The organism is Magnetococcus sp. PR-3 (assembly GCF_036689865.1).
Classification (GTDB): domain Bacteria; phylum Pseudomonadota; class Magnetococcia; order Magnetococcales; family Magnetococcaceae; genus Magnetococcus.
Map to the genome: position 1 here is coordinate 104,906 of NZ_JBAHUQ010000006.1, position 14,539 is coordinate 119,444.

The window sequence follows — 14,539 nt, forward strand, 5'->3', positions numbered from 1 at the left end:
CTAGCATAAAGCATGAGCCCAACAGGAGTTGTGTGTTTAAATTTCGGTTTTGCACAGGATTCCAGCAGAAAAAGAGCGTTCTTTAGGCCGCTCTTAGCTGGTTCAGGTGTTATGATCGTTTGAGATCGGCATCATGCTGTTTTTGTAAAAGCTCTCCGCGAGTTGAGCATGTCGTCAACCATTCTACACCATGATTGATCTGGCACGTAAACCCCCCCAGTATTATGATGGTATTCGGGACTTTGCGCGTCCGTACATCTATTTCCGTTAGCCAATCAAGGGACAACGCATGAAAGATACACAAGTGAGCTCCACGGCGCTTACCGTTATACAAGGGCTGCTTTTTAGTGCGGATTATAGCCAGGATGGTCACCTTGTTTCCCCGGAACAAAGCGAGGCATGTCGGCGTGTTCTGGCATCCATTCCCCAAGGAAAAAAGCGCCTGAAACAACTGGATAGTGTGGTATATCGTACGCTCGCGCCGCTCATGGAATATGCACTGGTTCCAGGAATCACCCGTCATTATGTCTTGCGTAAACATCATATTGAACAAACGACCCGTACCCTATTGAACCAACAAATCAGCCAAATTGTGGTCTTAGGTGCTGGTTTTGACACGTTAGGTTGGCGTCTCAGTCAATCCCACCCTCATCTCACTATTATTGAGATCGATCATCCCAATACCAGCGAGCTGAAACAAGCCGCGTTGGTGGATAAACCGGTTGATAATCTCCACTTTTTGGCGGTGGACCTGGGCAAAGAGCCACTTCCAAAAGTGCTTGAGCGCGCCCCTTTTTATGACCCTGCACAGAAGAGCCTTTTTATCTGTGAAGGGGTCTTGATGTACTTGCCGGAGGTTGCTGTACAAGCACTGCTTGGTTTTTTGCGGCAGGTGAATCAACACCCCATACATTTGCTGTTTTCGGCTCTAGAGCCTATGGGTAGCCCCCAAAATAATACACGGTGGCTACTTCAACAGTATCTGCGCTTTGCTGGAGAAGGGTTAATGTGGGATAAGCCACAAGCTCAAATGGAGTCGTTCTTAGCCGAGAATGGTTTTGATCTTTTGGAGAGTGATAATGGTGCAACGCTTAAATCCCGCTACCTGGAGGAAGATGCTGCCGGTGTGGTGCATTTAGGTGAGTATTTGGTTTTAAGTCGTGCTTTACCCATAAATGCGCAAAAGGCAACCTTATGAGTATTCGAACCAAACTGGCTGAAACACCAGAAGAGTTACATGCTTGTTATCAACTCAGACACCGGGTCTTTGCTGAAGGGGAGTTTCCCTTCCCTCCACAACCTGCCCACTGCTTTATTGACCGTTTTGATGCCTATGGGACCTCCAGTTTATTCATGGCTATGGATGAAACCGGAGAAGTCGTTGGTACCTTACGTGTGTCGTTGGATGATCCCATAGTGGGGCTACCTGCCGATGAATTTTTTGATTTCCGCAGCCACCTAACTGACTCAGCACCTGTTAAGGTTGGTAGCGCAAGCCAACTCTGTGTGGACCCACATCACCGGGGGCAGTTAAAAGTAGTCAATGGCTTGACCATGCTGACCTACTATTGGGCCCACCGTCATGATTTGAGCCATGTCTTTTGTCCCTTTAATCCCCGTTTGGCCAAAGCGATGGGGAGAATTGGCTTTCACAAAATCGGTGAGGTGGTGGATGCCGTGAACCACCACGGCGTACCGATTCAACCCATGATGTTGAAGATGGCGGATGTGCGGGACAGTTTTATCGAATTTTTACACAAGCAGCAGATTGTACACTTCATGGAATCTTTCTATCGGGAGTATTTCAGTGCTGGAGAGGTTGTGATTCAGGAAGGGGATACGGGAGAGTATGCGTATTTCATTGTGGATGGACACGCACAAGTAACGTTACATCAGGGTGATACAAATGCAGAGGTTCTTTCTGATTTAGGACCTGGGGATCTGTTTGGAGAAATTGCGCTTTTGGTCGATGTAAAGCGTACTGCCAGCGTTCTCGCCACAACCGACTTAGAGGTGATGGTTATGAGCCGCAAACAATTTCTTAACAGCGTGGAGCAAGATCCAAAGGAAGCTGTATTTATGCTTAGAACACTGGGCGGACGTTTGGCTCAACTGCTGTCCAGATTGTAATCACAATCGCGTAGTTCGCATGGCCAGAATAGGCGTTGCCTAAAACCCTGTGCCTATCATGCTCAACATCAAGCTTGCACCATGAGCTCTTCAGCTTGTGGTGTTTTGTTTGGAGAGTAGAGATGTTTAATGATTATCTACATGGTCTTTAAACAAGAATTTAAGGACAGATCCAGTGATTAATCGTCGAAAATCATTTTTCCATTTAACCTCTCAAACGTCTTAGCCTTATAAAGGCGCAGACACCTTTTTTAGATCATGAACTCCTACAACCCCTCTTACTCAGCTGGCCATGCAGGCTATTGAAGTAGATCCGTTGGCAGGGGATATCGAAGCATCACTTTAGACCCCAAGTTACGATAGGGTCGTGTTAGGGCATAAACGCAAAACAGGCGATTGAACATCGTGTCCAACCGCCTGTAAATACATAAATAAATGGTGGGCGATACTGGGATTGAACCAGTGACCCCTGCCGTGTGAAGGCAGTGCTCTCCCGCTGAGCTAATCGCCCTTACCCCTGTTCAAGGAGCGTGCTTTATACCCAAAACGATGTTACATTGTCAAAGAAAAAAGCGTACTTGGACGGTAATGTTGAATGAATCCCACCGCACATGATTGGATCGCAGCTCTGGCGTACTTGGAAGCCTCAGGTATACCTATGCTTCATGGCGATTTACCCACAATTGAACAGATCCAAAATGGCTGGGATGCCCCACCCAAACGTGCGTGGCGGGCACCTGTTCTACAATCCGACCCGTCCACACCAGATGTACCTCCTCCATCCCGGCAACAGATGCCGGATCAAGACCCCCCTGCGTTTTTAAAGCGTCAATCCAGTAAGTCGGGCGCACCACCGCCTGCAAAAACTAAAACCACACCGGTTGAGGTGGATGTACCTAAACCCCTAGAGCTCCCTGATGATAAGGCCGCTGCGCTGGAGCATATTGCCCAGTTTTGTAAAAGTTGTGAACGGTGTGATCTGGCCCAAACACGCACGCAGGCTGTTCCTGGGGTTGGTAGCCCACACGCCCCCGTTGTTTTTGTGGGTGAGGCACCTGGTGCCGATGAGGACCGTTTGGGTGAGCCTTTTGTTGGGGCCGCGGGTCATCTGTTGGATAAAATGATCTCAGCCGTTGGGTTTCAGCGTAGTGATATCTACATTGCCAATGTTATCAAATGTCGCCCACCGGGTAACCGCAATCCGCAAACCCATGAAGTGGCTTTGTGCCAAGGCTATCTCCACCAACAGTTGGAGGTCATTGCCCCTAAAGCTATCTTCGCTCTGGGACGGTTTGCCATCCAAAGTCTTTTGGGTAGTACCGATAGTGTGGCGGCCATTCGTCGTAGACAAAATGCATGGCGCGGGATACCTGTTGTGGCCTCTTATCACCCAGCGTTTTATTTGCGGACACCAGCCCGTAAAAAAGATGGTTGGATGGACCTGATCCGTTTGAAACAGCTGTTGAACGAACCCCCTGCATAAATCATCAATTGTATAATTGTTTCTTAACACCCCTCTGTTTTATATATAAATTTTATCTGCCCCTATATTCTTTTCATTCGCTGTTCAGTGGCGTAACATGTCTTGGAAGGGGGGATTGATGAACGGTCGGAGTGCTTGTCTATGTTAAGCATACGCTTGTTGCTGCCTCTTTTTCTTGTCATGATTTTGTTTACAACCATGACACTACCTGCGCGTGCCCAGCCTGTTCTTACGTTTGGTGTCCATCCCTTTTTACCAGCAACTGAACTTCATAAGCGTTTTCAACCTCTGATTAAACACCTCACCCACATCATGAAGCGGCCGGTACGCTTACATGTGGCATCAACCTATGCTGAGCATATAGATAATGTTGGTAACCAGCTGGTTGATATCGCTTTTTTAGGTCCATCCCCCTATGTCAAAATTGTTAAAAAATATGGCCCACCTAAACTGTTGGCACAGCTAAGGGTTAAAGGAAAAGATACTTTTCATGGGGTGATTTTTACCTATCAAGCCGCAACGATCGTAAAGTTAGAGCAGTTAAAGGGTAAGCGCATGGCCTTTGGTGATGTTAACTCAACCATGAGCCATCTGGTGCCGCTGCATATGTTGGAAAAGGTGGGTGTTAGTAAGGTGGATCTGGCCAGTCACCAACATGTTCAGAACCATGTAAATGTTATTTATGGTGTCTTGACGGGATTGTTCGATGCGGGTGCAGCCAAAGAGAGTGTGTACAAACGTTATGCTCACTGGGGTTTGCGCGTTTTAGAAAAATCATCAGCAATACCCAACCATGTCATTGTTGCCCGCTCCAATCTACCGGAAGAGGTCATTGCTGAAGTTAAAAAAGCACTGGCTTTGTTAAAGCCAAAAACCATGGATGCGCAGTTATTAAAGGCACTTAAACCTGGTATTACAGGGTTAGGGGTTGTTTCGGATAAAGCCTTTGATGGGTTGCGGCACATCTTGAACATTTCAATACCTAAGCGGGGTGTGGAATGAAGCAAGAGCAGCTTACGGTCTTTAATGCACGTCCGCTTATTCTATTTGCCATCGCCCTGCTGGCGTTATTGGCGGTACAGCTGTGGGTGACCACCTCTAAACACTACACCTATATGCAGGAAGATCTGCATCGTAGTGTAAAAACACAGCTCTCTTTGTTAAGTACAACCATTCAAGATGCCGCCATTCGGGGGGATCTGGCACAGATTAAACGTACGTTGGAAGAGTGGGGTCTTAAGCACCAAGAAATCATATCGGTGCGTGCACTCTCTCCAACAGGTTTTGCCCTGGTTCAGTACCAAGGCAGTGCCGCCAGGGGAGAAACTTTTACCCATAAGAGTGAGGTATGGGTGGACCAACGCTTGGTCTTAACCCTGGAAGTAACCCACGATCTTAGCCTGATCGCTTCGCGTATTCGTACCTTAACGGTGTTCATGGGAGTGGTTTCAAGTCTGATCACGCTGCTCTTTGGTATTACCGTTTGGTGGATGCTTACCCGTTATGCCATTGCACCGCTTAATCTGGAGTTAACCCGTCGCCGCAAGGCGGAGGCGATGATCCGAGAGAGCCAGGAAGCGTTGGTCGAGGCCCAGATGGTTGCACATATGGGCAGTTGGAATTGGAGCTTGACCAGTGGTGAAATGGTCTGGTCAGAAGGGCTCTATCGACTCCTTGGTATAAGCTCTGAAACGGCCATTAATGCTGTTGAGACCTTTATGGAACTGGTGCCGCAAAAAGAGCAGCGGCAGGTACGACATATGCTGGAGGACTTTGCCAACCAACGGGTGAAGCAGTTTCATCTAGAGCACCGGATTCGGCGACAGGATGGTGAGGTTTTACACGTGTTGCATCGGTGTGAGCGGGTGGCCAGTAGTGATGGTACTTTTCCGACTGTACGCGGTACCTTGATCGATATTAGCCAAAGTGAGGCGCTGCGCGCGGCGCTTGCTGCGAGTGAGGAGAAGTTCCGTAACCTATTCAATAATATGGGTAGCGGTGTTGCGATTTATGAAGCAACACTGGATGGTGAAGATTTTATTTTTCGTGATTTGAATAAAGCAGGGTGTGAGTTCACCCATTTAAGCCGTGAGGCAGTTTTGGGCAAGCCCGTTACTCAAATGTTCCCTGGTATTGATCAAATGGGAATGTTGGATGTACTCAAACGGGTATGGCGCACCGGTGAACCGGTTCATTTTCCCCTTAATCAATATGAAGATGATCGTATTCAGCAATGGGTTGAAAACTATGTGTACCGGTTAGAGAGTGGGGAGGTGGTTGCGGTTTTTGAAGATGTGACTTCCATAAAAGAGGCACAACTGGGTTTAGAGTTAAGCGAGCGACGTTTTAGAGAGATGGCAGAAACGTTGGAAGATGTTTTTTGGATTACCAGTGCCCAGGGGCATGAAGTTTTGTATGTGAACCCAGCTTTTGAAAAAGTATGGGGTTACCCTTCAGAGGCTTTAATAGAAGATTATGGGCTGTGGTCTAAAGTTATTCATATGGAAGATAAACCCGCTGTAGAGCGTGCTTTTGGGGATGCCATTGTATTAGGGCAAATGTTTGACCAAGAGTATCGGATTATCCGCCCGGATGGCCAAATGCGTTGGATCCATGATCGTGGTTACCCCATTATTGAGCGGGGTAAGGTTGTGCGGATTGTTGGGTTGGCAACGGATATCAGCACTGTAAAAGAGAGTGAAGTTGCCCTGAAACAAGCAACCTTTCAAGCGCAAGAGGCCAGTCAAGCCAAGAGCGAGTTCCTGGCGACGATGTCTCATGAAATTCGCACCCCAATGAATACCGTAATTGGTATGACAGAGATGTTGTTAGAGACCCCACTGACCGATGAACAACAAAAATATGTAGAGGGTTTACGCAGTTCGGGTGAGGCCCTGCTGGATTTAATTAATGCCATTTTAGACCTCACTAAAATTGAGTCTGGACGTTTAGAGTTATCACCAGAAAATTATGATTTTCATGCATTGTTACGGGAAACCTGCCGGGTCATGCGTTATTCGGCTGAATCCAAGGGTTTGGAGCTCCATTTAACGATGGCCCCAGAAGTACCGCACTATCTGTTGGGTGATGCACCTAGGCTGCGGCAAGTATTGATCAATTTGGTGGGTAATGCGGTTAAGTTTACAGAGTCCGGTTCTGTACAGGTAGAGGTAATGATTGATGAGCAGATGGATCAACTACGCATGAATGTGGTTGATACTGGGGTTGGTATACCCAAAGCACATTTATCACGTATTTTTGATATGTTTTCCCAAGCGGATTCCAGTATTGCGCGCAAGTTTGGGGGAAGTGGCTTAGGCTTGACCATCTCTCAACGCTTAATCCAGTTAATGGGTGGGCAAATCCGTGTGGATAGTGAGGTCCACAAAGGGAGCCGTTTTGCCATTGCCATTCCTTATATAGCAGGGTTTATACCCGATCAACCAGAGCATGGCATAGATCAGAGCAATTTGGCCTCATCCAAAGGGTTAAACATTCTATTGGCCGAGGATTCACAAGATAACCGAACGTTAATGCAGGCCTATCTTGCCCACACCAACCATCGCTTAACTTTTGCGGTTAACGGTGAAGAAGCTGAAAAGTGTGTCTTAGCCGATGGCCCGTTCGACCTGATTTTAATGGATGTTCAGATGCCGCTGGTGGATGGCTATACCGCAACACGTCGTATACGCCAGTGGGAACAGGAGGTGGGCGGTGGTCATCGTCTGCCCATTATTGCATTAACGGCCCATGCGCTTAAAGAAGATGAAGAGCGCAGTTTTGCAGCTGGGTGTGATGCACATTTAACCAAACCCATTCGAAAACAGCGGCTCTTAGAGATTTTGAACCACTATACCCCCCAGGAAACTCCGTCTACATGAGCGTAGGGTAGCCAATATCGGTTTGGCTGTTATGCTGTTGGTAAAATATGCGCAATATCAGGTGTATATGGGTTCTTTTTCATTCAAAAGGTCCTGGTTGCGGGTGTGTTACCTGATGCAACCGTGGGGAGTGGTCTTATGTTGCTGCCCATTAGAACAGTCTATACCTCGTGACCGCGCCATGACACTGTGCTCACGATATAAGTTGATAAGTGTAGTGAAGGTGATAGAAAAACCATTTTTCTTACCCGTGTAAAACCAGTCAACATATTTAAGTATTTGCAAATTGCATTGCAAATCAACAATTGTGGCGTTATGCAAGAGATAAGATCTTGGCTATCCCCTTGAAATTTAATAGATCATACAGTGGCATGTGTTGTGAGTGAGAGAAGGTAAGCGGAAAGCGGAAAATGAAGCTTCTGTTTCCTTCCGCACCACATAGGTTAGTACCACAAAACCGGTCAGCACAATGGGTGGCCCGTGGAAGATCCTGACCTTTTATTTAGAGGTTTTGCTCAGTAGGGTCTTGCATGGAATATCCGCATTTGTATCCGCGTCGGTATTAACCCCTCTAGGTTCTCTCTTGGTGTGGATACCCTCCAGCCATCACCCCACCCTCTACGTAAGGGGTGGTGGCTGCGACACTTCCTTTAATCCACCAGATTGATCGCATCACTTCTCCCGGCGCATGATAAAATAAAGACCACTCAGACACATGTGTTATGCTTGATAGGGTTAAACGTAAAGAGATTAGCGCTTTAATCCTTCACAGAAGCAGGTGAAGCATCAGGTCTGATTTTTTGGTGTGTACGAGACATCTGTATATGTGCGCACGCTGTTCAGGGGCTTTTTACACGCATCCATAAAAGATCATTCTTACGGCTACATACAGACCGTTTTGGGTTTGAGTAAAGGTATGGAAGTGATGTCGTTCCGGCTTAAAATCATCCTAGGCATTGCCTTAATCCAAGCGCTTATTTTAACGGTTTTGGTCCGTACATCTCTTGATGATCTGCGCCAGTCTCAGCAAAAGAATTTGTCCATACACGCCCACACCCTTGCCAACCTTACCGCCAGTGCGACCAAAGAGGCTATTCTTAGTCAGAACATTCCATCCCTAACGGTTATCGCCACGGAAATTGTTAGAAACAACAATCTCGTCTATTTAGTCATTACAAATGTCGATAATCATACGCTTTACCAAACGGGCCCATCCCTAACGCCCCCGCCAAAGCCTGATGTCTCACTCTCAACCACCACCGATGCTGTTTATGATATTCAATACTCGGTTGTTTTAAACCAGGTACGATATGGGACCGTCTACCTTGGTTTATCGATTAAACCCATTCTTGAAGATCTAAAAAGTGCGCAAAACCAGCGGATTGTCCTGGCGCTGTTGGCTATGGTGGCCGCGGTTATGGTCTCTTGGCTTTTGGGCGGGTACCTAACCCGTCAACTCTACCATTTTCGTGAAGCGGCAAGTTCTATTGCCCAAGGCAGTTTTAATCACCGTATTCCCATTAAGGGTTCTGATGAGCTGGCTTTGACGGCCCAAGCTTTTAATCAGATGTCAGGTGAGCTGGATCAAACCTACCAAAGGTTAAAAAATTCTTTAACATCCAGCTCCCGCATGGCCAAGTTGGAAGCCACCATTATGCATGCCGTCATGGACGGTCTCATTACTATGGATAGCCACGGTAAGGTGATGAGTTTTAACCGTGCGGCCGAAGGTATTTTTGGATATTCCGCGGCTGAGATTGTGGGTGAAAAAATTAACATGCTAATGCCGGAGCCTTATCGGTCCCAACATGATGCGTATCTGCAACGCTATTTAGAAGGTGCAGCACCACGGGTTATTGGCACGGCGGGGCGCCAAGTGACCGCACAACGTAAAGATGGCACCTTACTGCCCATTCAGCTTTCGGTGAGCGAAATGGTTTTTGAAGGGGATCGTCTTTTTGTGGGGTTGGTCGCAGATATATCCGAACGGCTCGAGCAAGAACGTTCCTTAATTGAAGCCAAGGAGCAAGCGGAAGCTGCCAATATGGCCAAGTCCCGCTTTTTGGCTGTGATGAGTCATGAAGTACGTACCCCAATGAACGGTATTTTAGGCATGTTGGGGTTACTAAATGATAGTCGGCTGGACCCCCAGCAGCAGGATTGGTTGGTGATCGCGCGTGAGTCAGCGGAATCGATGCTGACACTCCTCAATGATATTTTGGATTTTAGTAAGATTGAATCGGGTCGTCTGGAGCTGGAGAACAGTGCGTTTAACCCAGAGCACATTTTGCGGGGTGTGCATGATCTGTTTGCACCACGTGCCGCGGCCAAGGGTATAACGCTGGAAGTAGCCCCTTGTGATCTGTTGCCTAAATGGGTGCAAGGGGATCCTGGGCGTGTCCGGCAGGTGTTGATGAACCTGGTCAGCAATGGCATTAAATTTACCGAACAGGGTTGTGTCACCATGCGGGTGAGGTTGCTCTCCAAACGGACCGAGTCCCTGCTCTTACAATTTGAGGTGCAAGATAGTGGTATCGGTATACCTGCTCAACAGTTACCACGGCTCTTTCAACCCTTTAATCAATTAGACCCCTCCTACTCCCGTAAGTATGGGGGCAGTGGACTGGGTTTGGCCATCTGTCGCCATTTGGTCGATCTTATGGGGGGGGAGATCCGAGTGGAGAACCCCCCTTTGGGTGGTAGCCGTTTTACCTTTACGGCACGGTTTGGCCATGCGCAGACACCCCAGCAGGAACCAGAAACACACCCGTTAGAACAAGAAGTTCAGCTCCAAGGTGTACGGATTTTATTGGCAGAAGACAGCCCAACCAATCAAATGGTTGCTGTCTCTATGTTAAGCCGTGCGGGGTGTCATGTGGATGTTGCAGTTAATGGATTAGAGGTCTTGGAAGCGCTAAGCCGCGCTCCGTATGATTTAATTTTAATGGATTTGGCCATGCCAGAGATGGATGGTTGGGCGGCGATGGAGAGGATTCGTGCCATGGCGCCACCCTTGGGGGAGATACCGATCATTGCGTTAACCGCCAATGCTTACCCCGAGGTACGGAAGCAATGTTTGGAGGCCGGCGCTCAGGATTACATAACCAAACCCATCAACCGTGCCGTGCTGTTTAACGGTATAATGGCACTGTTGGGTGAACGACAACCTGAACCTATTGAAGAGAACCAACATTGGGCCTCCTCGGCCCCAGTGCGGGATGAGACAGTGCTGGCCAAGCTTGCCTCAGAGACTGATATCTCCTTGGTACCACGCATGTTAGCTGTCTTTATGGAGGAGGCACAAATGCGGGTACAAGTGATTGAACAGGGCTTGCAGGATGAGGACTGGGAGATCATCGCACGGGAGGTACACCCGCTTAAGAGCAGTGCGGCGACCTTTGGTGCGATCCAGCTTGCCTTGTGTGCGACCGAGATGGATGCAGCTTGTAAACGGCAGGACTGGGTGGCTGTTAAGCGTTATAGTCAGGAGTTTATGCAAAGTTATGCGGCAACCAAGGCGGCATACCTTCCTTGCCACAACTAGGACCGGTGTCGGGCATTATAGCCATGCACACGCGCCACAACCCGTGTGGGTGAAATGGACTAGGAAACGGTTGCTGATTATGAGTGAATCAACCTGGGTACGACACGACCTGATCTCAACGCCTCATGGTCTTTTCATTGCTCTGCTGTGGTTCATATCTCTTTAGAATGTGTCCCTGATACGTGTATCTAATCTTAACCCCTGTTGATCTCCTCTGTTCTTTCTATACCATCCAAATATGTCCCTGAACCTCGGAATTTTCCCCTGCGTAGAAAGCTCCCATAAGCGTGCCTTTTTCTAAAGAGGGCTATTTTTGGGGTTTAATGAATATGTTCTTCAAGCATGGTCTGGTCGCGTGACCATGGGGGTAGGTCCGTTCTTGGTAAAATATCTGAATAGAGGGTGGGGAAGATAAGTAAGAACAATATGGTGCGTGGTCTCGTTTAAAATAGCGTGTACCAACACGCTGGTCCTTATACGGTATATGGATTATGCGTTACCATTGGTGCATTAAGGATTTATCTAAGGAGCAGAAAAATGCGTTTTTTACACACCATGGTCCGGGTTGCTGATCTACAAGCTTCACGCCACTTTTATTGTGATCTGTTGGGGTTGGTGGAAACCCGGCGTAAGGAGAGTGAAAAAGGTCGGTTTACCTTGGTCTATTTGGCTGCACCGGAAGATCTTGACCGAGCACGCTCGGAGCAGGCTCCAGAGATTGAGTTAACCTACAATTGGGACCCTGAAGCGTACCAAGGTGGGCGCAATTTTGGTCATATGGCCCTGCTGGTTGAGGATATCTATGAGGTGTGTGAAACCATGCAAAAAGGTGGGGTTACCATTAACCGTCCACCCAGGGACGGTCATATGGCCTTTTTCCGCAGTCCTGACGGGATCAGTATTGAGCTGCTACAAAAAGGGGATGCCCTACCAGCCCAAGAGCCTTGGCTAAGCATGCCAAACCAAGGTGAATGGTAACCGCTATACCATGGCCAGTTCGGCGGTAAAGCTGTAGCCCACACTACGGGCTGATTTGACCGGTAGGCGTTCACCGCTCTCTTTCATCACCTTCTGACGTAACCGGTTAAGCAGAACCGAAGCGCGGTGTATGTCATTTTCAGAAGGTTCTTGAAAGATCGAGACAATCTTGGGGTAAGGTACCGGTTCGCTCGGGGTATCTGCCAACATGGTCAGAAACGCCAACTCGGTTGATGTCAGGGGAATGTTCTGACCATGGGGGGTGGTCAGGCTCCAGGTGCTGGTGTTGATGGTCCAACGGGTCACATTGGGCTGGTTGGTACCCAAACGACGTAACAGCGCCTGAATTTTAGCCTCTAAAATACGTAAATCGACAGGTTTCGTGAGATAGATATCTGCACCAGAAGCCAAGCCGGTGAGATAATCTTCGGTGGTGTGGCGACCGGTGAGCATGATGATACCCATATTGGGATGCTGTGCTTGCAGGTCACTCGCAATGGCAAAACCATTTTTGCCGGATAGATTCACATCCAAAACAACCACCTGAATGGGGGGTGATTGATTGAGCCTTTGGTTCAACTGCTCGCCATTGTCTGCCTCAAATACCTGCAGACCCTGCATGGTTAAAAAATCCCGTGCCGTTTGGCGAAAGGCGATCTCATCTTCTACCAGTGCAATACAGCTCATACTTCTTCCTCTTTCAACGGTAGGGTAATCACAAAACATCCCCCTGAACCGGCTTCAGCCCGGGCTGTTCCCTGGTGAGCTTGGGCAATTTGGCGTACTGCATTTAAGCCAATGCCACTACCACTACCCGATGTTTTAGGTGTACTACGGTAATACTTTTTAAAAACCTGTGTTAGCTGATCAGGCGGTAGACCTGGCCCATGGTCCACAACCCGAATCTCCACTTTATCGGTGACGCGGTGTAACTTCAACTCGATCTGAGCACCTATAGGACCATATTTTCTGGCATTGTCCAAGAGATTACCCAAAGCGATGGCCAATAGGGTTGGACTTCCATATATGCGGATGTTTTCATCCAGATAGCGTGTAACAATAGGGCGATCTGGATCCATTTCTTGATGGTTATTAACAACCTCTTGGATTAATGGAATAAGTTCTAGATCTTCATAATCCCCTTGATAGGCACCTTCCATACGATCCCAGGTTAGGCAGCTATTAATAAGCGTATCCAAGCTCTGTATCGCCCCTTTAATTTTTAGCAGCTCCCGTGTGGCAATGGGGGTGGTACCACATGGGCTTACTTCAATAAGCTGGCTACTGGCAGAAATGAGATTGATGGGGCCACGAAAATCGTGGGCCATAATGGCCAGCAAATTACGTTCTTCTTCCAACGCTTGTTGGGCTTGTGTTTCGGCCTCTTGGCGCTTTTGAACTTCAAGATGCAGACGCTTGCTCAGTACATAAAAGCGTCCCCCAATACCGGCCACGACAATTAAAGCCAAAAGGGACATACTTAATAGCTGGTACAGATGGCTTAAGTCGGTGGTTTGGGGCTTAGGGTCATAGATAAACCCCTTTAAAGACCAGTCATCACTGAGCATACCCAGTTTATGGTAGGTCTGCGCAATGTGTTGCCACCGGCCAGGGCTCATATAGCCCCACTCCACCAAATCTGGGCGGATCAGGGCAATACCATGTTTGGCCTCAAAAAGCAGTTGATCCACGGTTTTGCGTTGGCTGTAGTGCTCATAAATCCAGCCAGAAACCTCTTTGATATGGCTGAGAGCGTAGTGCCAACCCCGGCGGGAGGCTCGAAGAAAAGCGGCCACCCGTTCAGGATGTTCATCAATCTCATTTTGGGTGGTAAACAGCACATCCCCATAAAAGTCGATACCTGCAGAGCGGGCGCTAAACAGGTTATAGGGTATGTTTTTTTTCTCTAACGTATAGGGTTCATCCGTCTCATAAACGGTCATGGCATCCACCTTACCGGAAATGAGACTTTCGGTATTAAAGGTGTGCTCCTCCAGCTGTAAGGTGCTGGTGGGGATGCCCTCATTACGCATATAGGCCCAGACTTCAGCAGCCTGGGGTTCTAACATAATTCGTTTACCGGCTAGATCATGAACCGATTTGATGGAAGAAGATTTCAGCGAAGCAATGGCATAGGGGGAGTGTTGGTAGACAGCAGCCAAAGCCACAACCGGTAGGCCTTTATTGCGGGAGACCACCAGTTCTGATGTCCCAATACCGTACTCACCAGTACCGGTGGCAACCAACTGAGCTGGATCTTCCCCGGCTTTGGGAACACGCAAGGCAACGTCAAGCCCTTCATCCTGGAAAAAACCCTTATGTATGGCAGCATAGTACCCAGCAAACTGGAACTGATGCTTCCATTTTAGCTGTAAAGTAATGCTCTCCATGCCTTTTTCTTGCGCACTTGCTGTCGTGATCAGCAGAAAAAGAGAAAGCAACCAGCTCACGGTTATAAGGATAGACTTTTGCATGATTTCCATGGGTTAGCTCATATTGAGCTGGTGAGAAAATGCAGAAGTT

9 protein-coding genes and 1 tRNA gene are annotated in these 14,539 nt (G+C 48.1%); 7 read left to right on the top strand and 3 right to left on the bottom strand.

Annotation, left to right across the window (positions count from 1 at the left end; translation table 11 throughout):
- Positions 1-289: 289 nt before the first annotated feature.
- Both V5T57_RS06165 and V5T57_RS06170 read left to right on the top strand, forming a co-directional pair.
- Positions 290-1,198, top strand: coding sequence for a class I SAM-dependent methyltransferase (locus V5T57_RS06165; RefSeq protein ID WP_332890299.1), 909 nt, complete (start codon positions 290-292; stop codon positions 1,196-1,198).
- Positions 1,195-2,130, top strand: a complete 936-nt coding sequence (locus tag V5T57_RS06170) for an N-acyl amino acid synthase FeeM domain-containing protein (protein ID WP_332890300.1) — start codon at positions 1,195-1,197, stop codon at positions 2,128-2,130. Before V5T57_RS06165 ends, V5T57_RS06170 begins: the two co-directional genes overlap by 4 nt.
- Positions 2,131-2,566: 436 nt before the next feature.
- Here the strand turns inward: V5T57_RS06170 and V5T57_RS06175 are convergent.
- Positions 2,567-2,641, bottom strand: a tRNA-Val gene (locus V5T57_RS06175).
- Positions 2,642-2,725: 84 nt separating this feature from the next.
- Here V5T57_RS06175 and V5T57_RS06180 point away from each other — a divergent pair.
- The 5 genes from V5T57_RS06180 to V5T57_RS06200 all read left to right on the top strand — a co-directional run bounded on the left by V5T57_RS06180 (position 2,726) and on the right by V5T57_RS06200 (position 12,016).
- The gene (locus tag V5T57_RS06180; RefSeq protein ID WP_332890301.1) at positions 2,726-3,613 is read left to right on the top strand and encodes a uracil-DNA glycosylase; all 888 of its coding nucleotides are present in this window, start codon (positions 2,726-2,728) and stop codon (positions 3,611-3,613) included.
- Positions 3,614-3,754: 141 nt separating this feature from the next.
- Entirely contained in the window at positions 3,755-4,615 is an 861-nt protein-coding gene (gene phnD / locus V5T57_RS06185; RefSeq protein WP_332890302.1) for a phosphate/phosphite/phosphonate ABC transporter substrate-binding protein, read from the top strand.
- Entirely contained in the window at positions 4,612-7,494 is a 2,883-nt protein-coding gene (locus tag V5T57_RS06190; protein ID WP_332890303.1) for a PAS domain-containing hybrid sensor histidine kinase/response regulator, read from the top strand. Before phnD ends, V5T57_RS06190 begins: the two co-directional genes overlap by 4 nt.
- A gap of 916 nt (positions 7,495-8,410) precedes the next feature.
- A complete protein-coding gene (locus V5T57_RS06195; protein ID WP_332890304.1) occupies positions 8,411-11,038 on the top strand; it encodes an ATP-binding protein in 2,628 nt (875 codons plus the stop codon).
- A 537-nt stretch (positions 11,039-11,575) separates the two neighbouring features.
- Positions 11,576-12,016, top strand: a complete 441-nt coding sequence (locus tag V5T57_RS06200) for a VOC family protein (RefSeq protein WP_332890305.1) — start codon at positions 11,576-11,578, stop codon at positions 12,014-12,016.
- 3 nt (positions 12,017-12,019) lie between these two features.
- Here V5T57_RS06200 and V5T57_RS06205 read toward each other — a convergent pair whose 3' ends face one another.
- Positions 12,020-12,703 carry a response regulator transcription factor gene (locus V5T57_RS06205; protein ID WP_332890306.1) on the bottom strand — a complete coding sequence of 228 codons (684 nt, stop codon included), beginning with the start codon at positions 12,701-12,703 and terminating at the stop codon, positions 12,020-12,022.
- A complete protein-coding gene (locus tag V5T57_RS06210) occupies positions 12,700-14,499 on the bottom strand; it encodes an ABC transporter substrate-binding protein (protein WP_332890307.1) in 1,800 nt (599 codons plus the stop codon). Before V5T57_RS06210 ends, V5T57_RS06205 begins: the two co-directional genes overlap by 4 nt.
- Between the last annotated feature and the right edge of the window lie 40 nt (positions 14,500-14,539).